Origin of the sequence: Actinophytocola sp., assembly GCF_035762905.1 — a bacterium.
Lineage (GTDB): Bacteria > Actinomycetota > Actinomycetes > Mycobacteriales > Pseudonocardiaceae > DASYTH01.
Window position 1 is genome coordinate 22,511 of sequence record NZ_DASUCC010000008.1, and the last position, 19,228, is coordinate 41,738.

Annotated in this window: 16 protein-coding genes; 10 read left to right on the forward strand and 6 right to left on the reverse strand. The window is 70.5% G+C overall.

What is annotated here, in order from left to right:
• Positions 1 to 50: 50 nt before the first annotated feature.
• From VFV67_RS00620 to VFV67_RS00635, 4 genes are all read right to left on the reverse strand, one after another.
• Entirely contained in the window at positions 51 to 1,322 is a 1,272-nt protein-coding gene (locus VFV67_RS00620) for an MFS transporter (RefSeq protein ID WP_326466351.1), read from the reverse strand.
• Positions 1,277 to 2,854: an AMP-binding protein gene (locus VFV67_RS00625; protein ID WP_326466352.1), complete on the reverse strand. Its 1,578-nt coding sequence runs from the start codon at positions 2,852 to 2,854 to the stop codon at positions 1,277 to 1,279. The genes VFV67_RS00620 and VFV67_RS00625 overlap by 46 nt, the downstream gene beginning before the upstream one ends.
• Positions 2,855 to 2,956: 102 nt before the next feature.
• Positions 2,957 to 4,216 carry an MFS transporter gene (locus VFV67_RS00630; protein WP_326466353.1) on the reverse strand — a complete coding sequence of 420 codons (1,260 nt, stop codon included), beginning with the start codon at positions 4,214 to 4,216 and terminating at the stop codon, positions 2,957 to 2,959.
• Complete coding sequence (locus VFV67_RS00635) at positions 4,213 to 5,748, reverse strand: AMP-binding protein (protein ID WP_326466354.1); 1,536 nt, start codon at positions 5,746 to 5,748, stop codon at positions 4,213 to 4,215. The genes VFV67_RS00630 and VFV67_RS00635 overlap by 4 nt, the downstream gene beginning before the upstream one ends.
• A gap of 107 nt (positions 5,749 to 5,855) precedes the next feature.
• Between VFV67_RS00635 and VFV67_RS00640 the strand changes: the two genes are divergently transcribed.
• From VFV67_RS00640 to VFV67_RS00680, 9 genes are all read left to right on the forward strand, one after another.
• Positions 5,856 to 6,278, forward strand: coding sequence for an acyl-CoA thioesterase (locus tag VFV67_RS00640; RefSeq protein ID WP_326466355.1), 423 nt, complete (start codon positions 5,856 to 5,858; stop codon positions 6,276 to 6,278).
• A gap of 192 nt (positions 6,279 to 6,470) precedes the next feature.
• On the forward strand, positions 6,471 to 7,784 hold the full coding sequence (locus VFV67_RS00645; protein WP_326466356.1) for an SGNH/GDSL hydrolase family protein: 1,314 nt from the start codon (positions 6,471 to 6,473) through the stop codon (positions 7,782 to 7,784).
• Positions 7,785 to 7,858: 74 nt separating this feature from the next.
• A complete protein-coding gene (locus tag VFV67_RS00650) occupies positions 7,859 to 8,809 on the forward strand; it encodes an alpha/beta hydrolase (protein ID WP_326466357.1) in 951 nt (316 codons plus the stop codon).
• A gap of 34 nt (positions 8,810 to 8,843) precedes the next feature.
• Positions 8,844 to 9,494: a TMEM175 family protein gene (locus VFV67_RS00655; protein WP_326466358.1), complete on the forward strand. Its 651-nt coding sequence runs from the start codon at positions 8,844 to 8,846 to the stop codon at positions 9,492 to 9,494.
• A gap of 47 nt (positions 9,495 to 9,541) precedes the next feature.
• Positions 9,542 to 10,123 (forward strand): RNA polymerase sigma factor, encoded by a 582-nt coding sequence (locus VFV67_RS00660; protein WP_326466359.1) that lies wholly within the window; start codon positions 9,542 to 9,544, stop codon positions 10,121 to 10,123.
• Complete coding sequence (locus tag VFV67_RS00665) at positions 10,116 to 11,132, forward strand: hypothetical protein (protein ID WP_326466360.1); 1,017 nt, start codon at positions 10,116 to 10,118, stop codon at positions 11,130 to 11,132. Before VFV67_RS00660 ends, VFV67_RS00665 begins: the two co-directional genes overlap by 8 nt.
• Positions 11,133 to 11,196: 64 nt before the next feature.
• Entirely contained in the window at positions 11,197 to 12,663 is a 1,467-nt protein-coding gene (locus VFV67_RS00670; RefSeq protein WP_326466361.1) for an MFS transporter, read from the forward strand.
• Between the two features lie 6 nt (positions 12,664 to 12,669).
• Positions 12,670 to 13,074 carry a VOC family protein gene (locus tag VFV67_RS00675; protein ID WP_326466362.1) on the forward strand — a complete coding sequence of 135 codons (405 nt, stop codon included), beginning with the start codon at positions 12,670 to 12,672 and terminating at the stop codon, positions 13,072 to 13,074.
• Positions 13,075 to 13,092: 18 nt separating this feature from the next.
• Positions 13,093 to 13,539 (forward strand): 3'-5' exonuclease, encoded by a 447-nt coding sequence (locus tag VFV67_RS00680; RefSeq protein WP_326466363.1) that lies wholly within the window; start codon positions 13,093 to 13,095, stop codon positions 13,537 to 13,539.
• Positions 13,540 to 13,545: 6 nt separating this feature from the next.
• On the opposite strand, the gene VFV67_RS00685 is transcribed toward VFV67_RS00680, so the two are convergent.
• The gene (locus VFV67_RS00685; protein WP_326466364.1) at positions 13,546 to 14,823 is read right to left on the reverse strand and encodes a cytochrome P450; all 1,278 of its coding nucleotides are present in this window, start codon (positions 14,821 to 14,823) and stop codon (positions 13,546 to 13,548) included.
• 254 nt (positions 14,824 to 15,077) lie between these two features.
• Positions 15,078 to 17,915 (reverse strand): helix-turn-helix transcriptional regulator, encoded by a 2,838-nt coding sequence (locus VFV67_RS00690; protein ID WP_326466365.1) that lies wholly within the window; start codon positions 17,913 to 17,915, stop codon positions 15,078 to 15,080.
• A 123-nt stretch (positions 17,916 to 18,038) separates the two neighbouring features.
• On the opposite strand from VFV67_RS00690, the gene VFV67_RS00695 reads away from it, so the two are divergent.
• Positions 18,039 to 19,178: a hypothetical protein gene (locus VFV67_RS00695; protein ID WP_326466366.1), complete on the forward strand. Its 1,140-nt coding sequence runs from the start codon at positions 18,039 to 18,041 to the stop codon at positions 19,176 to 19,178.
• The last annotated feature ends 50 nt before the right edge of the window (positions 19,179 to 19,228 follow it).

A 19,228-nucleotide genomic window follows, 5' to 3' on the forward strand; every position in this document is an offset into this window, starting at 1 on the left:
CGGAAGAGCTGGAGAACTGACGGTTCTCCGCAGACGGCGGGCCGGCGGGACTACGGTTCCGCCGGCCCGACCGGTGCCGGCTTCGCGGTTCGGTGGCGCAGCAACGGAACCAGCGTCGCGACCAGGTACACGCCGGCACCGAGCAGCAGCGCGGCGGTGAGGCCGAAGCCGGTGACCGCCCACCCGCCGAGCAATCCGCCGACGGGATAACCGGAGAACGAGACGGTCGCGACCAGACCGAAGACCCGGGTCTGCATGTCCACCGGCACCCGCTCGTACAGCAGCACACCGAGGATCGGGTTCACCGCGGCCACGGCGAACCCGCACAGGAACGTCACGGACAGCACCAGACCGAGACTGTCGCTCACCCCCAGCACGATCAGCCGCGGCGCGCCGCTGATCGCCAGGCAGATGGTGAAGGTGAGGAATGCCGGCAGTTTCGGGGCCAGGCCGATGAACACCAGGTTGCCGGTGACCGCGCCGGCGGCGAACGCCCCGAGCACGGTGCCGAGCGCGGCGGGGGAGTGCAGTACCTCGGAAACCCACAGCGGAACGAACAGCGCGGTGTGCGCCTGGTTGACCGCGTTGGCGAAGAAGGTCATCGCCAACATGCCGAACAGCAGCCGGTCCCGGGACAGGTGCACGGCGCCGGCGCGCAGCGCCGTGAGGTACGGCTCCGGCCGGGGTTTTCTGGCCGGCATCAGATGTGCCGGCGGGCGGACCAGGGTCAGCATGATGAGCACGCACACCGCATAGCTCGCCGCGTCCACCCAGATCGCGCCCTGCGCACCGAGCCAGAACACCAGCAGGCCGCCGAGCGGAGCACCGACCAGCGTGGCCCCGTTGCCCAACCCGTCGTGTACCGCGGTCATCCGGGACATCTTCATGCCGGCGGCCTCCGCCATCGGCCGCAGCATGACGTTCTTGGTGCGGTCGCCCGCGCCCCGGACCGCGCCGGAGATCGCCACCATGGCAAGGATCACCGGCAGCCCGGCATCCGCCGCGGCCGCGATCACCGCGGTGGTGACGCAGCTGACCACGTCGGCGGTGATCGCGCTGAGCCGGATGCCGAGCCGTTCGGCGACCGGCGTGCCGAACACACCGGAGAGCAGGTAGGGGATCATCTGCGCGGCGATCACCAGGCCCATCTGGGTCGGGTCGCCGGTGGTGGTCAGCACCAGCCAGGGAATCGCGACCATGGAGACCCGGCTGCCCAGTGCCGAGGTGGCGCTCGCCGTGATCAGGGCAACGAGCCCGGCACGGCCGGTCAGTCCGGTCAACCCGCCGCGCCCGCCGGGACGGCCACGTGCTCGGCCGCCCACTTCGCCTTGAGCTCCTTGGTGTTCGCCTTGCCGCTGCCGGTCCGCGGCAGGTCTTCGACGAACTCGATGGTGCGCGGCGCCCACAGTCTGGTCAGCCTCGACCGGACCAGTTCGGACAGTTCGTCCGCGGTCACGGTGGCGTCATCGGTGCGGACCACGTAGGCGTGCGCGGCCTCGCCCAGTTCCGGATCCGGCACCCCGATCACGGCCGCGGCGCGCACCTCCGGATGGGTGGCCAGGGCCTCCTCGATCGGCCGCGGGAAGATGTGGTCGCAACCGATCCCGGTAATGATCATGTCCTGGGTGCGGCCGACGATGTGCAGGTAACCCTCCTCGTCCGCGTATGCGAGATCCTTGGTCCGTACCCATCCGTCCACCAGGATCTCCGCGGTCAGGTCCGGTCTTCCCCAGTAGCCTTCGAAGTTCAGCTTGCTGGCCACCCAGATCTCACCGACCGCGCCGGTGGGCACCGGGTTGCCGTCGTCGTCGCGGAGCTCCACCCGCACGTCGCCGTAGGGCTGGCCGCACGAGCGGATCCGGTTCGGCCGCGCGGGATCCTCGGCGATGTTCGGGAATGCGGAGATGAACGGGGTCTCGCTCTGCCCGTAGGTGATCCGGATGACCGGGCCGAACCGCTCGACTCCTTCGCGCAGCCGGGCCGGACTCGCCGCCGCGCCGCCGACGCTGAGCAGCTCGAGGCTGCCGCAGTCGGTCGTCGCCACGTCCGGGTGGTCGAGCAGCTCGTAGAACATCAGCGGGGAGATGAACGTCGAGTTGGCCCGGTACTTCTCAATCGTGGCAAGGAACTCGCCCGGTTCGAACCGGTACATGATGTACAGCACGCCGCCCATGACCAGGTTCATCAGCGACGAGGTCTGCCCGGCGACGAACCACAACGGACTGAGCGTGAGGTGTCGCAGCGGGGGGCCACCGGCGGCCAGCCACTCGTCGGCCAGTGTGGCCATCTGCTCGTTGAGGCTCGCCCGGTGGTGGACCGGTTTGGGCATTCCCGTCGTACCGCTGGTTTGGAAAATGGTTTCCGGCGCGCCGGTCGCCGCGTCGAGGTCGAATGGAGTGACGCCGGCGGCCGGTGCCGAAAGGAGGTCCGGCCCTAATCCGTCCGGCCCAAGGCACAACACCGGAAGGCCGAGCCGTTCGGCGAACTCACGGCCCTTCTTTCCGTGCGTTCGGGTATCGTAGAGAAACCATTCCGGCTCGACCTGGGCGAGATACTCCTCGACCTCCCGGTATGGCGTGCCGGCCGCCACCCATGCGGTGCGACATCCCATGAGGTGCAAGGCAAGCTGAAGCAACGGTCCCTCCGGCGGATGGGCCAGCATGACGGCCACCGTCGTGCCCGGACGTATCCCCGCGTCCCGTATTGTCGCGGCCATATCCAGCACCATGGACCGGCACTGCGCATAGGTCAGGCGGCAATCCCAGCCGACCCCGACGATCGCCTCCCGGTCACCATATTCGGTAAACCGGTCAAGTGTGCGTAACACATAGTACGGTCGCTCGCCCTGCTCCATGGGCGCAATAGTTTCTTTCCGGGCGGCTGCCGCCAAGCACCGTTCGGCCTAACTCCGTCAGAACTGGATCTGGTATCCGTACCTCCTGGCAAGGATCCGACGTTACGACCGGTCCCGCTGCCGTACCACGGCAGGAATGTCGTCATACGGCCGGTTTCGATCGGTTCGCACGGCCTGCTGGAGCATGCGCAGGGTGAGCGCCGAGACCGCGATGGCGAGCACGCCGCCGAGCAGTGTCGCGGTGTGGAAACCGAAGGCGGCCACCGCGATCCCGGCCAGCGCGGCGCCGGCCGGAAGGCCGCCGTAGGTGCCGGCGGCGACCAACCCGAACACCCGGGTCTGCAACCGCGGCGGGACCCGTTCGTAGAGCAGCGCGCCGAGAATCGGGTTCACCGCGGCGACCGCGACCCCGGAACCGAACGTGACGGCGAGCACCAGTGCGACGTTGTCCCCGCCCAACACCAGCAGCCGTGGGCCGCCGCTGACCATGACCGCGACGCCGAACATCAGGTACGGCGGCATCTTCGGCGCCAGCACGGTGAAGACCACGCCGCCGAGCACCGCACCCGCGGCGAACGCGGACAGCACGATCCCGAGTGCGGCGGGGGAGCGCAGCACCTCCGCCACCCACAGCGGCACGAACACGGTGGTGCCGGCCTGGGTGACGACGTTGACGACGAAGATCGCCACGATCATGGCGAACAGCACCCGGTCCCGCCACAGCGCGCTCACCCCGCCGCGCAGCGCGGTCAGGTACGGCTCCCGCGCGGCCGGCGCATGGGTTGGCCCGGTCGCCGGCTCCACCGGCCGGACCCAGACCGCGACCAGCGCCGCGCACACCACGAACGTCGCCGCGTCCACCCAGATCGCCGGGTTGGTGCCCAGCCAGTAGATCAGCAACCCACCCACCGGCGCGCCGACCATCTGCGTGCCGCGGGTCAGCGTCTCGTACAACGACGTCATCCGGATCACCGGCATGCCGGCCTGCCGGGCCATCGGCGCCAGCAGCACGTGCTTGGCCCGGTCCCCGACCCCGCGCAGGGCACCGCTCATCCCGGCCAGCACCAGCAGCGGCAGGTAGCCGATCTCCGGCACCGCGGCGATGGCCGCCGTCGCGAGCGCGCTGCCCAGGTCCGTCGCGATCGACGTGCGACGTAGGCCGAACCGGTCGGCGAGCGGCGCGGCCAGCACGCCGGACGCCAGGTACGGCACCAGCACCCCGACCGCGACCAGGCCCATCAGGACCGGGCTGCCGGTGCGCACCAGCACCAGCCAGGGCAGCACGATGACCGAGATCCAGTTGCCCAGCGCCGAGATGACCTCCGCCGCCAGCAATGCGACGAGGCCGGCGCGCCGGTTCATCCCGGCGTACCGGCGTGTTCGGTCGCGTACCGTTCGCGCAGCGACCGCTTGTCCACCTTGCCGATCCCCACCAGCGGCAGGTTGGGCACGAAGTCGACCGAGCGGGGCGCCCAGATCTCCGGCAACTGGTCGGTCACCAGCCGGCGCAGCTCCGCGAGCGTGGGCGTCCGGTCCCCGTCGGGCACCACGTAGGCATGCACCACCTCGACCAGCACCGGATCGGGCACGCCGATCACCGCAGCGGCCCGCACACCCGGGTGGGTGCTGAGGATGTCCTCGATCGGCCGGGCGAAGACCAGCCGGGAACCCCGCCCGGTGACGATCGAGTCCTGCGTCCGGCCGACCAGGTACAGATATCCGTCCTGGTCAAGGTGGCCGATGTCCCTGGTGCGCAACCAGCCGTCCACCAACGTTTCCGCGGTCAGCTCGGGCTGCCCGACGTAGCCGGCGAAGTTCAGCCGGCTGGCCACCCACACCTCGCCGTCCTCGCCGGGACCGAGCACGGCGCCGTCCTCGGCGCGGATCTCGATGCGCACGTCGCCCCACGCGGTGCCGCACGAGCTGAGCCGGTGCGGGTGTGCCGGGTCGTCGGTGACCGCCGGATAGGCGGCGACGTACGGGCATTCACTGAGCCCGTAAGCGATCCGTGCCACCGGGCCGAAGAGCTTCGCCGACTGCCGCAGCCGCTCCGGCGCGACCGGCGCGGCTCCGACGTTGAGCATGGTCATGCTGCTGAAGTCGGTCGTGCCCGCCATGGGATGGTCGAGCAGCTCGTAGAACATCGGCGGGGACATGAACATGTAGTTGATCCGGTGCCGCTCGACCAGCCGCAGGAACTCGGCCGGCTCCCAGTCGTGCATGAGGAACAGCGTTCCGCCACTGCCCAGAGTGATCATCGCCATGACGGTTCCGGCCGACCACCACAGCGGGGTGACCGTGAGATGGCGCAGCCGCGGATTGCCCGCCGGTGTCCAGCTCTCGGCCAGCACGAGCATCTGCTGGAAGCAGTCGTCGGTGAGCAGCAACGCCTTCGGTCGCCCGGTGGTGCCGCTGGTCTGGTGCACCGACTCGGGATTCGGGCCGGCCAGCCCGGTCGGATCCGGCCGACTCGTCCACTGTGGACGCTCGGCGAGCAGGTCCGGCCCGAGACCCCCCGGTCCCAGGCACAGCACCGGGACGGGTCCCAGGTGGGCGGCCAGCTCGCGGCCGAGCTCCGCCTCGTCACGCGGGTCGTAGATGAACAGCTCCGGCGCCGTCACGTCCAGATAGTCCTGCTGCTCCTTCGATCCGGCGCCGAGCAGCACCCAGACCACCCGGCAACCCAGCAGGTGCAAGGCGAGTTGCAGGGCGATGCCCTCGGCGGGCAGCATGGCCGCGACCGCCACCGGCATTCCCGCGCGCACGCCGTGCTCGCGCAGCGCGCCGGCGAGGTCCAGCACCGCGGCCCGCAGTTCGGTAAACGTGAAAACGTGGTCGCCGCTGCCGAGTGCTTCCCGATCGCCGTATTGGTCGAACAGCTCCAAGGCGCGCAAAACATAATTCGCGCCGCCGGGTAAGTCGGAATCCACGCCCCACTCTAACCGGTAATGTGTGCAGTGACTACCGGTCACTGCTTGCGACCAGTTGGAGGCGGACGGTAATGGTCGAGCGGTTTTCACAAAGGGTTTCGGTACGGGCGTACGAGCTGGACAGCAACGGGCATGTGAACGGTGTCGTATACCTGCAATACGCCGAGCATTCACGGTGGGAGCTGATGCGGGCGGCCGGAGCCGATCTGGCCAGGCTGGGCGAGCTCGGGGTCGGCCCGGTCTTCCTGGAGACCGTGATCCGGTACCACACCGAGCTGTTCTACGGCGACACCGTTGACGTGTCCTGTGAAATCGTCTGGGGTACCGGCAAGACGTTCCGCGTTGCGCAGCGGCTGGTGCGGACCGACGGCGAACTGGTGGCGGAGGTGGACAGCGTCGGCGGTCTGCTCGATTTGCAAACGCGCAAGCTCGTCGACCGGCCCGCCGAACGGTATCGGATGGTGGCGACCGCGCCGGAGTTGCTCGGCCTCTGATCGGAAATGGAATAGCCCTGCGCGACCGGGGGAATGCGGTGCGTTGCCGGCTGCGGAGTATCCGGTTCCGCCGATTGGAGTCAGTTTCCGAGAATGATTGACGGCCTGTTGGGGTCGTACTAGCGTTCGCCCACAAGCTTGAGACCGGGGGCGGCTCACCCCCGGTCCTTTTTAATGGGAGGTCCCTTTTCTATGAAGGCGCCGAGAAAATGGCGTTCCGTCGGCGCGGCCGTGCTGCTCGCCGTGACGCTGCCCGCGGTGGTATCGACCGGGAGTGCGGCGGCCCCCGACGGGTCGGACTTCAACCGGTCCCGAGAGTGGGTCGGCAGCTGGGCGGCCGCCGTCACCGGCCCGGAAGCGACCGGATCCGCCCGCAACGGCTTCAACAACCAGAGCCTGCGCATGATCGTGCACGTCTCGGTCGGCGGGGACAAGGTCCGGGTCCGGCTGACCAACATCTTCGGCGAAGCCACCGTGACCATCGGCCACGCGACCGTGGCCAAGCCCAACACGAGCACCCCAGAGCTGAACGACATCGACTCGGCCACACTGCGCGACCTGACCTTCAACGGTCGGCTGTCCACCACCATGCTCAAGGGTCAGGAACTGCTCAGCGATCCGGTCGACCTCCGCGTCGGCGACCTGTCGGACCTGGTGATCACCATCTACTTCCCGGTGCCGAGCGGTCCGGTCAGCTGGCACGCGACCTCCCAGCAGAGCAGCTTCGCCGGTGCCGGCGACCTCAGCACGGCCGCGGTCGGTACCGGCTTCACCACCACCCGCACCTGCTGCTGGTACGTCCTGTCCGGCGTGGATGTGTTGCGGCACAGGACATCCGGCTCCGTCGTGGTGCTCGGTGACTCGCTCGGCGACGCCAACGGCAGCACGCTCAACACCAACAACCGGTGGCCGGACCTGTTGGCCAAGCGGCTGGTGCAGCAGCGCCGCGCCGGCGACGCGCCCGGCGTGCTCAACGCGAGCCTGTCCGGCAACCGGCTCAACCACGAAGGTCCCGAGCCCGGCGCGGGCGGCTTCCCCGGCTTCGTTCAGCTCGGCACCAACGCCGGCGCCCGGCTCAACGAGGACGTGTTCCCGCAGACCGGGGTCCGGACCGTCCTGTTCGACCTCGGCATCAACGACATCTGGATGACCGGCGACTCCGCCGACGCGATCATCGACGCGATCCGGAAGGTCGGCGCCCAGGTGAAGCAGCGCGGGGTGCGGTTCGTGCCGGCCACGCTCGGCCCGTTCGAAGGCTTCGCGGTCACCCCGGGCGCACCGGCCGGCGAGTGGACCCCGGAGAAGGAGGCCACCCGCAACGCGGTGAACTCCTTCCTGCGCAGCACCCGCGAGTTCGACGGGCTGATCGACTTCGACGCGGTGCTGCGGGATCCTGCCCAGCCGAGCAAGTTGCGCGCGGAGTTCGACTTCGGTGACCACATCCACCCGAACGACGCCGGTAACCAGGCGATGGCCGACGCGGTGCCGTTGCGGCTGCTGGGGTAACGAGAGGGGGCGATCCCGGCGGGTGCGCAGGCGGGCACCCGCCGGGATCGTTCGCTGACAAGGGGAGAGGTGCGATGCCGCTCGACCCGCAGGTGCAGGCGATGCGCGACCGCACGATCGAGGACGGCACCCCGCCGCTGTACACGCTGTCGATCGAAGAGGCGCGGGCCGCGGACCTGGCCGCGATCAAGGCGGGCGGCGGCGCCGGAGAGCCGGTGCACGAGGTGACCGACCGGCACCTTCCCGGTCCGGACGGCGACCTGCCGATCCGGATCTACCGTCCGCGCTCCACCGCCGACCCGCTGCCGACGGTGCTCTACTTCTTCGGCGGCGGCTGGACCCTCGGCAGCATCGAGACCTCCGACGGCGTCTGCCGGAGCCTGGCCAACGCGGTGCCCTGCCAGGTGATCACGATCGGCTACCGGCTGGCGCCGGAGCACCGGTTCCCGGCCGCGGTGTCCGACTGCTACGCGGCCGCCTGCTGGATCGCCGGTCACGCCGAAGAAGTCGGCGCCGACCCGGCCCGGCTGGCGGTCGCCGGCGACAGCGCCGGCGGCAACCTCGCCGCCGCCGTCACCCTGCTGGCCCGCCAGCACGGCGAACCCGCGCTCGCCGCCCAGGTGCTCGTGTATCCCAACACCGACTACCGCGGCGACACCGGGTCCATGCGGGACAACGACGATCCAGCCCTGTTCAACCGCAGATCCGTGGCCTGGTACTGGAAGCACTATCTGTCCAATCCGGACGACGGGCTCGACCCGCTGGTGTCCCCGCTGCGCGCCGAGAGCCTGAGCGGGCTGCCCCCGGCCCTGGTGCTCACCGCCGAGTACGACCCGCTGCGAGACGAGGGCGAGCAGTACGCCGACCGGCTCTCCTCGGCCGGCGTCGCGGTCGAGTCCACCCGCTACACCGGCATGCCGCACGGGTTCTTCACCATGTCCGCCACCCTCGCCGCCGCCCGGGACGCCCACGAACAGGTGGCCGCGTTCCTCCGTATGCGGCTGGAAACCACGCCGCGCGGGTGAGGGCAGCGGACCGCGGGCCGGTCAGCATCTCGGCGTGGCCGGTGGGCAGGGTGGGTCCAGGCGGGCGGGGAAGTTCCGCACCGTCCGGATGGAGGCGTTCAGCGACGGCGTGTTCGCCATCGCGATCACCCTGCTGGTGCTGGAACTGGAGGTGCCGAGCCCGGACGACGAGCAGGCGGTCTTCGAGCTCCTGGTCGGGAACTGGCCGGCATACCTGGCACATGTGGTGAGCTTTGCCACCATCGGGGCCGTCTGGTTCGCGCACACGGTGATCACCGAGTACCTCGACCGGGCCAACTCGACGCTGATCCGGCTGAACCTGCTGTTGCTGATGGTGGTGGCGTTTCTGCCGTACCCGACCCGGCTGCTGGCCACCTACATCGGCCACACCGGGCCGGAGCGGGTGGCCGCGGTGATCTACGGCGCCAACCTGTTGCTCGCCGCGGTGCTGGTCGGGGTGATGTGGCGGTACGCGCTGCACGAGGGGCTGGTCCGGCCGGACGCCGCGGACGAGGACATCCGCACGCTCAGCAAGCGACTCACCCCCGGCCTGGCCGGCTACCTGGTGATGATCGTGCTCGGGATATTCCTTCCGGTGGTCGCCGTGTTCGGCTACCTGGTGATCGCGATCTTCATCATCGTGCCGTTCCGGGAGCTGCGCCAGCACCGGACCCGCGCGGAGTAGCTCGGCCGGAACGATTCCACCGTCACCGGGCAAGTACCGGTGTGACGATGGCGAGCGTGAACGCGGGCGACGGCACCGGCAGCCCCGACCATCCGGATCTCTCCGGCCCCGACGGTGCGGACGCCCTGGCCAGGCTCTACGACGCGCATGCCCGGGACCTGTACCGGTATCTGGCCCGGCGGCTGGACCCGTCCACCGCCGACGACCTGGTCGCCCAGACCTTCCTGGTGGCCTGGGAGCGGCGCAGGCGCTACCGGCCGGACCGGGCCAGCGCCCGGGCCTGGCTCTACGGCATCGCGACCAACCTGCTGCGCCACCACGCCCGAGCCGAGTTACGCGGGCTGCGCGCCATTGCCCGGGACAACGGCCGGGCACAGCGCCGACCCGCCGGACACCGTGGCCGCGGCCCGGGTCGACGCCGGAGCGCAGGCCCGCAGGCTGTCCGCCGCGCTGGCCCGGCTGCGGGCGGCGGAACGCGACGTACTGCTGCTGGTCGCCTGGGCCGGGCTGGCCCCGACCGAGGTGCCGAGGCCCTCGGCGTACGCGTCGGCACCGTCCGGACCCGCCTGCACCGCGCCCGCACCGCCCTGCGCGGCTGCCTGACTTCCGAGGAGGGAAACCATGACTGAGTACTGGGAAGACGAGGTGGACCGGGCGGTACGCCGGCTCCGCGCCGACACACCGGAGATGGCGGAAGCCGCGTTCGCCGCCGGCCGGGCGCGGCTGGCGGCTGGCGCCCCCCCGGACGCGCGCCGCCGGGTCGAGCCGTGGCTGGCGGTCACCGCCGCGGTCGTCGTGGTGGCGACCGGCGCGGTGCTGACGGTCAACGCCACGCGGAACCTGTCGTCGACGTCGTCCCCGCAGACGACGATGGTTCCACCCCCGCGGCCCTCGCCGACCAACAGCACGTACCCGCCGCTGCCCCCGGTCACCGACCGGCCGTACCACTCGCTGGACTGGCTCGCCGAGGGCGCCACCGACCTGCCGCAGGCCCCCGGCCAGTACCTGTACGTGCTGACCCACCAGTGGATCCAGGACCGATTGGGCTCCAGACTCGAGATGTTCCGCGAGCTGTGGATCCCCCGGGACCGGGCCGGCCAGTGGCAGCAGAACCACGCCGCCGACGTGTCCGGTCCGGCGATCGTGCCCTTCCCCGGAGCGAACGTCAGGCGGGCCGACGGCGGTGACTTCGACTGGCTACTGCGCGACCGCTCCCTGAAGAACCTGTCCGAGGAGGAGCTGACCGAACTCCCGCGTGACCCGCGTGCCCTGTATCAACTGCTCACGACGCCGGGCTTCGACCCGGGCGCGGCCTTCGAACTCATGCTGAACTGGATGAACCGGTTACCGCCGGCCGAGCCGCGGGCCGCGATCATCCTTGCCATGGGCTATTTCCCGTGGCTCGAGGTGTCCACGACCACGACGCGGGATGGCCGGCCGGCGGTGGCCCTCGCCATCGAGGTCGACCCCGGTGTGATCAAGAGCGAGATCCTGGTCGACCCGGACAACGGGCGGATCATCGGGAACCGGTATCGGCACCTGCAGGAGGGCGACGGCTCCCGGGCCGGACAGGTGCGCTACGAGGAAGCGATCACCTACGCGGTCGTCGACACGATCGGGCAGCGGCCGGCCAGATGACCATGCCGGCCTCACCCCACCCGGGTGAGGCCGGCTCGCTGACCGGCGCGCAACACTCCCGCACATGGCATCTGACCAGGCCGAAGCGGCGGTGCGCGCCGGTAGCGGCGTGCTCGCGGCCACCTGCATCGCCACGCTGATCGTCAACGCGAACACCTCGGCGGTGAGCATCCTGCTGCCGGCGATCAGTGAGGACGTCGGCGCGTCCACCGCCACCCTGCAGTGGGCCGTCACCGGCTACTCACTGGTCGGCGCCGCGGTGATCGTCACCTCCGGCGTGCTCGGCGACATCATCGGCCGGCGCCGCACGTTCGTCGGCGCACTGGTCCTGTTCATCGTCTGTTGTGTGCTGATCGCGCTGTCCGACAACGCCACCGGGGTGATCGTCGGCCGGATGTTGCAGGGTGCGGCCGGCGCCACGCTGCTGGCCTGTGGCCTGAGCCTGCTCTCGGTGGCCGCGACCGGCCAGGAACAACTGCGCGCGGTGTCGATCTGGGGTGCCGCGTCGGCCATCGGCGCCGCCGCCGGCCCGCTGATCGGCGGCGCGCTGGTGGACACCACCGGCTGGCAGGGCCTGTTCTGGATCGACGCCGTGATCGCCGCCCTGTGCATCCCGCTCACCCTGCGCACCGTGGCCGAGTCCAACGACCCCACCCGCCCGCGCTCGTTGGACATCGGCGGAACCGTGCTGGTCGCTCTGATCCTCGCCCCGCTGGTGCTCGGCCTCAGCGAGGGATCGAACTGGGGCTGGACCTCCCCGGCGACGCTGGGCTGCCTGGCCGTCTCGGTCGCCTCGATCTTCGGTTTCGTCGCCGTGGAACGCCGGGTCCGGGCCCCGCTGATCGACCTCCAACTGCTCCGCAACCGGGTCCTGGTCGGGGCCACCATCGCGATCCTGATCGGCGCCGGCACCATCAACGGGCTGATGTACGTGCTCAGCCTGTTCTTCCAGGATCCGGACGGCTTCGACATGAGCCCGATGGAGGCCGGCCTGGCCACCCTGCCCGCCACGATCGGCCTGGTGGCCACCGCCCCGCTGGTCGCCGGCCTCGCGTTCAAGATCGGCACCCGGCAGGCGATCGGTCTCGGGTTCGCGATCACCACCGCGGGCTTCGGCGTGCTGGTGTTCCTGTCCGTGTCGTGGACCTACGCCCTGTTCGTCCTGCCGCTGATCGCCATCGCGGTCGGCATGGGCTTCTCCAACGGCTGCTCGTCCTCCGCGGCCACGGCGTCCGTGCCGAGGGAGGAGGTCGGCGCCGCGTCCGGCGTGTCCAACATGGCCCGCTACGTCGGCGCCGCCCTGTTCACCGCCGCCGCCGCCACCATCTACGGCACCAACTCCACCGCCACCGACGTCGCCCGCTCCGAAGCGGTGGTCGACGGCGTCAGCGCCGCCGCCCTGCTGATGGCCATCACGTCCGCCCTCGGCATCCTCCTGGCCGTCCTCGCCGGCCGGCACCGCCCCGGCCCCACCCGCCCGGTGGACCGCGCCGCAGCCGCCGCGGTCGTCGTCCACACCATGCCAACATAAGGCGCCATGGACCGCGTCCCCGCACTGCGCCAAACAGTCCTGGACTGCACCGATCCCCGCGCCCTCGCCGAGTTCTACCGCCAACTACTCGGCTTCACCTACCGCCCCGGCGATGAACCTCCCGGCGATCACGACTGGCTTGTCCTCCGCGACTCCACTGGTCAGCCCCGCCTGGCCTTCCAACAGGTCCCCACCCTCCCCGAACCCACCTGGCCGGCAGGCCCCATCCCCCAACAACTCCACCTGGACCTCACCGTCCCTTCGGTCGCGGACCTCAACCACCAACACACCCGCGCCCTCGCCCTCGGCGCCCGCCTTCTCGTGGACCGATCCGACGACCTCGAAGAACCCCTCCGCGTGTACGCCGATCCCGCCGGCCACCCGTTCTGCATCTTCGTCCACAGCGCCTAACCGAAGCCGGCGAGTTGGTTGGTCCGACCTGAGAATCCGATCTCACGCTTCGCCACCCGCGTTCATGGGCTGAGCAATGACGACGTGACGGCTTGCCCGGTGTTCGAGGACGTCTCGGCGCAGGTGATGGCTGCGCTGGACGCGGATGCGGTTGTTGCCCACCACGCGCAGGTCGACCTGGCTGTTCTGCGGCGCAAGCTGGCCGGCTGGGTCGTGCCCGAGGTCTTCGACACGCTTGCGCTTGCCCGACGCCTGATGCCGGATCTTGAGCGGTACCGGCTCGGTGATCTCGCCGCTGCGCTCGGGTTGGCCGGCGGTCTGTCTGGTGGGCTGGTGCCGCACCGGGCGACTTACGACGCGCTGGTCGCGGCCCGGTTGTTCGTGCGGCTGGCCGCCGCCGAGGCGGGCAGCGTTGAAGTGCTCCGTGGCGGCCGGAGTGAGGAGGAAGTGCAGACCCTTTTCTGACCGCGGCTACAGCGTGACCAGGAGTTTGTCGTAGCCGCGGAGCATGAGGTGGGTGCGGTCGCCGGGGGTGTCGTAGAGGGTGAGGGTGGGGAAGCGGCGGAGGAGTTGGGGGAGGGCGGTTTGGGCTTCGAGGCGGGAGAGGGCGGCGCCGAGGCAGTAGTGCAGGCCGCCGCCGAAGGACAGGCTGTGGTTGTCGGGGCGGGTGGGGTCGAACACGTCGGGGTCGGCGAACCGGGTCGGGTCGCGGTTGGCGGCGCCGAAGAGGACGAGGATCCGGCTGCCGGCGGGGATGGGGATGCCGTCGACGTCGGCGTCGGTGGTGGCCCAACGGATGCTGAAGTGGGTCGGGGGTTCGTAGCGCAGGGTTTCCTCGACGATCGCGGGGGCGAGGCGTTCGGGCGCGGCGACCAGCGCGGTGGCCAGACGGGGACGGTCCAGCAGCAGGGTCAGGGCGTTGCCGATGAGGTGGGTGGTCGTGACGTAGCCGGCGTTGAACATGGTCAGCAGGTTGGCGATCAGTTCCTCGTCGCGCAGTTCCTCGTCGTCCTGCCGCCGCACCAGCGCGGTCACCAGGTCGTCGCGCGGCTCGGCGCGGCGTGCCGCGATCAACCGGGTGAAGTACTCGGTCAGCTCGACCGCGGCGGCGTTGGACCGGGGCAGGTAGCGCCACATCGCCGTGCCGAGGTCCAGGATCGCGCCGAACGCGCGCACCCGCCGCGGGAAGGCGGCGCGGTCCTGCTCCGGCACGCCGAGCAGCTCGCCGATCACGTCGCTGGGGAGCGGAAGGGCGAACTCGGCCATGAAGTCGACCGGCCGGCCGCCGGCGCCCAGCTCGGCCATCCGGTCCAGCCGCTGGTCCACCAGCCGCACGATCGCGGGCTCCAGCGCGGCGATCCGGCGCGGGGTGAACTCCTGGCGCAGCAGCCGGCGCACCCGCTGGTGGTCCGGTCCGTCGGTGAAGAAGATCGAACCGAGCAGGGTGCGCAGCGCGGGATGATCGCGCCATGGGGAGCTGCGCCGGTCCGGGTAGTCCGCGTCCATCACGCGGAACGTCGGGTCCCGCATGACCTTGTTGGCGGCGTCGAACCCGTGCACTACGAAGTCGAACCGGTTCTCGGGATCCTCACACCGGCAGAGCTGGCCGTGCCGGTGCAGCTCGGCGTAGTACGGGTACGGATCGCGGCGGCCGTCGGCGGACAGCAACGCGGCGAGCGAGACGGTGTGCACGGTGACTGACCCGGGATGAACGCCGAAGCGAGCGCCGGAATGGTCGGCAACGCTCATCACCAGGTCATATCAAGGCCGACGGCACTCGGGTAGCAACTATTGGCTGGATTAACCGACAGTTAGTGAATAACTCAGACATTGTGGTACAAGGCTGGCCAACAGGATGTAATGCCCATTGGACCGGTAATCGTTCCAAGCAGACCGGATCGGCATAAGCCCTGATACCGCAACGTTTATAGCGAACAAGCCAGCCAGAGGCAAACGAGTGCAATTCGGGCAAAGGTTGACCGAATCGGACAATTGCTAACGAACTACACGCCGAGTGACCGCCTGATCAACTCGTTGGCCAGCACGACGCGCGAGGTGATGCCCAGCTTGCTGAAGACGTGCTTGAGATGGGTCTCCACGGTGTAGCGCGAGATGAACAGGCTGGCGGCGATCTGAGGGTTGGACAGGCCCTGGCCGACGAGTCGCGCGACGGACAGTTCGGTCGGGGTGAGCGAGTTCCATCCGACGCTGGGTCGGCGGGAGCGGCGGCGGCCACGATGGATCGCGTGGCTCCGCATCGTGGCGTCGATGCGGTTCTCCTCCCGGGTGAGGCCGAGCGCGGCGAAGGTGTCGGCGGCGGCGCGGAAGTGTTCCCGGGCGCGGTCCGGATGACCCGTGTCGGCCAGCGCGTCCGCGGCTTCGGCCTGGGCCAGCGCCAGTTCCACCTTCCGGTGCGAGGCCTGGTAGGCGGCGACCGCCTCGAGTGCGATCTGCGGGTCACCGCTGAACAGCGCCCGGCAGCGCAGCGCGGCACCGGTCGCGCTGGCGGTGCCGACGCGTTCGGCGGCCGCCGCCGTGTCCGCGACGATGGCGTCCGCCGTCGCCCGGTCCCCGGCGCCGAGGACCAGCCGGAGCACGTCGGCCGGGAACATCCAATTGCTGTGCAGGAACCGGAGTTCCGGTAGCACGTCCCACGCCTTGCGGGCGACGTCGGCGGCCTCGGCCGGCCGGTCCTCCGCCTCCAGCAGCAGTGCCTTCGCCCACAGCACCCAATTGGCACCCATGATGTGTCCGGAGGCGGCCAGTTCGGCCTCGGCGTCGGCCAGGATGCGGTGCGCCGCCGGGAAATCGTGGCGGGAGATCGCTAGGCGGGCCTGGATCGCGCGCACGTGCGCGGTCCACCGGGTGCCGGTGCTGGCGACGAGCTCCAGGCATGCCTCGGCCTCCGACCCGGCGTCCGTCCAGGCGCCGGTGTGCATCCGGAGGATGGCCAGATTCGCCTGCAGATAAGGAAGAACTCCGGCCGCCCCGACCCGCGTCGCGCGGTCGAGACCCTCCCGGTAGTAGCGTTCCGCCTCCGCCGGCCGGTCCGCGTCGGTCAGCGCCACGCCGAGGCACAGCTCCGGAAGCAGGAACTCGCGGAACGAGGAACGCAACCGGTCGGTCAGGGCAAGGCACTGCCGGCCAAGGGTGATCGCCTCGTCGACCGCGCCGGTCGCGGCCGCGCCGAGCGTGCGGGTCATCAGACAGGTGGCGGCCGCAAGGTCGTTGCGGGTGGCCTTGGCGGCCGCCTCGGACCGCTCGGCCAGCGCGACCGCCGCGCCGGCCTCGCCGGTGATGAGCCGCAGAAAGCTCTCCGGCGCGGAGACGACGGCGACCGTGGTCGGGTCGTGGTACTGCGCGGCGCCGAGCTCGAGCTGCTCCCGGGCGGAGCGCCACAGGCCCTGCCGGGTCAGGGCGTGGGCGAGCACCACCCGCAGCCGGACGGCGATCGCCGGCTCCTCGGCGTGTTCGATGGCCTGCGCCGCGGCCAGCTGCGCTTCCTCGATGCGGCCCCGCAGGACGAGTTGCGGCACCAACTCGGAGATCAGGGTCACGCGCTGCGGGTCGGTGGCGTCCACGGCGTTCAGCGCGCGCTGGTACCACCGCACCGCCAGCGAGGTGGACCGGCGGGCCGACTCTCGGGCGGCCCGCCACAGCCATTCCGTGGTCTGCGCACCGCGCGGATCGCCGCTGTAGAACTGCTCCGCGACGCGCACGACGGGTGCGCCGGCCTCGGCCAGCGCGGCACCCGCCTCCCGGTGCAGCGCGATCCGCAGCGCGTTGGGCATGCTCTCGTAGAGCACCTGGCGGAACAGATCGTGGTGGAAGGTCATGCTGTCGCCGCTTTCCGCGATCAGACCGGCGGCGATGGCCTCGTCGAGCTGCGCCATCAACTGGGTGGGCCGCGACTGGCACACCACGGCCAACTCGTTGACCGCGAAGGATCGCCCGAGAATGCTCGCCATCCGCAACAACCGGAGGGTCGGCTCGGCGAGGAAACCGTATCGCCGCAACAGGATCTCCCGGAGACTGGCCGGCACCACCCGCCGCGCGATCTCGGCGCCGTCCGGGGTCAGCGAGATGAGGTCCTGCTGGCGCAGCGTCCGCAGCAACTCGACGACGAACAGCGGGTTGCCGGCGGTGGCGGAGATCTGTTCGCGCAGCAGCGGACCGGGTGGCACACCGAGGATCTCCTTGGCCAGCCCCACGGCCGCATCCTCCGGCAACGGTGCCAGCCGCAGCGCCACCGCACCTGCCGAGCCGAGTTGGTCGATGAGCTGGCCGACCTTCCGGGAGCGCGGCGTCGGGCGCAGCGTGACGATGACGAGCAACGGCAGACCGGCGAGCCGTCTGACGATCGCGCCGACGGCGGCGACGGTCGAGCTGTCCGCCCAGTGCAGATCGTCAAGGCACAGCAGTACCGGAGCCTCGGCGGCGCAGGCCTCCAGCGCCGCCACCAGTTCCTCGGTGACGGCGAAGCCGCCGTCCGCGGCCTGCGGTCCGCCGGCCGAACCGAGTTTCAGAAGTTCTTCGAAGACCGCGGAATGCGATTCCTCCCGGAGTTGGCCGCGGGCCATTTCGAAGATGACCCCGAACGCCAGGTTCCGCTCCAACTCCGCGGCCGTGCCGACGAGTACCCGGAAGCCCGACGCCCGGGCGTGCGCCTGAATCTGACGTAACAGCACGCTTTTGCCGACGCCGGCCTCGCCCTCGACAATGACGCCGCGGAGCGGCCCGGCGCTGGACGCGGCAAGCAGCGTGCGCAGTTGATCCAATTCGCTTTCGCGACCGACGATGGGGTGGTCCGGTGACTCAACACCGCCACCGGTCGTCGCCACGGTCGGTGACTATAACTTCCCGCGCAGAATCTCCCGGAGCTCAGGGATGTGCCGGCCGGCGTCACTCGGCGAGGCTTGCCGGCGCGAGGGGTGGGCAGCCGCGCCCGGTGGGAGAGGACGGCCATGGACGATGTCGGCACCGTTGCCGGAGCGGAGGCGATGCTCGGCCGGGACCGGGAGGTGGCCGCGGCGCTGACCGCCGCACCGGGTCGGCCGGTCGAGTTCCACGCTCCGTGTGGCTTCGGCAAGTCGGTGCTACTGGGCCAAGTCGCCGCGCGGTTGTCCGAGCGGTCCGGCGTCCCGGCGCTGTACCTGCAGGTCGGCGGGTACGGCCCGAACGATCTTCGGCAGCGCCTGACCGGCCTGCTGTGCACGTCGGATGTTCCCCTGTCCGGGGTTCGGGCGACGCTGCTGCTCGACGACGTCAGCCTCGGCCCGGACGAGCTGCGGGAGGTCCTGGACGACCTGCCGCGCTGCACCGTGATCATCGGCTGCAACCGGCCGCTGCTCGGCCGCCGGGGCCGGTCCATCCTGTTGACCGGGCTGCCCACCGACCTTGCCCGCCAGGCGCTGTGCCGGTACCTCGGCCGGGATCTGACGGCAGCCGAACGGGTGGACGCCGACCGGTTGTGCCGGCTGGTCGGCGGCCAGCCGCTGCGTCTGCGCCAGGCCGCCGCACTGGTTCGGGACGGCCGGCACCAGTTCGGTCATCTGACCCGCGCCGTCGAGCGCGATCCCGACGCGCTGGATCGGCTCGGCATCGACGCCCTGTCCCGGCCGCAGCAGCGCACCCTTGCCCTGCTGGCGTTCGCGGCGGGAGCCCTGCTTCCGGCCGGCCTGGTCGGTTACGTCATCGGTCGCGGCGACATCCGGCCGATCCTGGAATCGCTGCACGAACGCGGTCTCGGCGAACGCACCGGGGACCGGTTCGGCCTTGCGGTTCGCCATGCCGACGACTACCTCGCCCTGCTGATGGACGAGCTGACGCTGGCGGACGCGGTCAGCTCGATCGTGTCCTGGATCGGCCGGCAGGAGCCGGGCGGTGCGCAGGCGCTGGACGCCGCCGACGCCGCACTGTCGATCATCAGTCATGCCGTCGAACATCGCGATTGGCGCGTGGTGGCCGACCTGGCCACTGTCATCGAGCCGATCTTCGCGCTCGCCGGCCGGTGGAACGCCTGGAGCGCCGCCGTCACCGCCGGCCTCGAAGCCACCCGGCAGCTACGCGACCTGACCACCAAGCATCGTGCTGTCGCTGGTTAGCCGCGGCGGCCGTTGTCTCCACTGTGGACGGTTCGGTCCGGCCGAGGTCT

Coding starts and splice junctions, on each gene's coding strand:
- VFV67_RS00625 (WP_326466352.1), bottom strand. CDS start 2,854: ATGGAGCAGGGCGAGCGACCGTACTATGTGTTACGCACACTTGACCGG.
- VFV67_RS00630 (WP_326466353.1), bottom strand. CDS start 4,216: ATGAACCGGCGCGCCGGCCTCGTCGCATTGCTGGCGGCGGAGGTCATC.
- VFV67_RS00640 (WP_326466355.1), top strand. CDS start 5,856: ATGGTCGAGCGGTTTTCACAAAGGGTTTCGGTACGGGCGTACGAGCTG.
- VFV67_RS00645 (WP_326466356.1), top strand. CDS start 6,471: ATGAAGGCGCCGAGAAAATGGCGTTCCGTCGGCGCGGCCGTGCTGCTC.
- VFV67_RS00650 (WP_326466357.1), top strand. CDS start 7,859: ATGCCGCTCGACCCGCAGGTGCAGGCGATGCGCGACCGCACGATCGAG.
- VFV67_RS00660 (WP_326466359.1), top strand. CDS start 9,542: ATGGCGAGCGTGAACGCGGGCGACGGCACCGGCAGCCCCGACCATCCG.
- VFV67_RS00665 (WP_326466360.1), top strand. CDS start 10,116: ATGACTGAGTACTGGGAAGACGAGGTGGACCGGGCGGTACGCCGGCTC.
- VFV67_RS00670 (WP_326466361.1), top strand. CDS start 11,197: ATGGCATCTGACCAGGCCGAAGCGGCGGTGCGCGCCGGTAGCGGCGTG.
- VFV67_RS00675 (WP_326466362.1), top strand. CDS start 12,670: ATGGACCGCGTCCCCGCACTGCGCCAAACAGTCCTGGACTGCACCGAT.
- VFV67_RS00685 (WP_326466364.1), bottom strand. CDS start 14,823: ATGAGCGTTGCCGACCATTCCGGCGCTCGCTTCGGCGTTCATCCCGGG.
- VFV67_RS00695 (WP_326466366.1), top strand. CDS start 18,039: ATGGACGATGTCGGCACCGTTGCCGGAGCGGAGGCGATGCTCGGCCGG.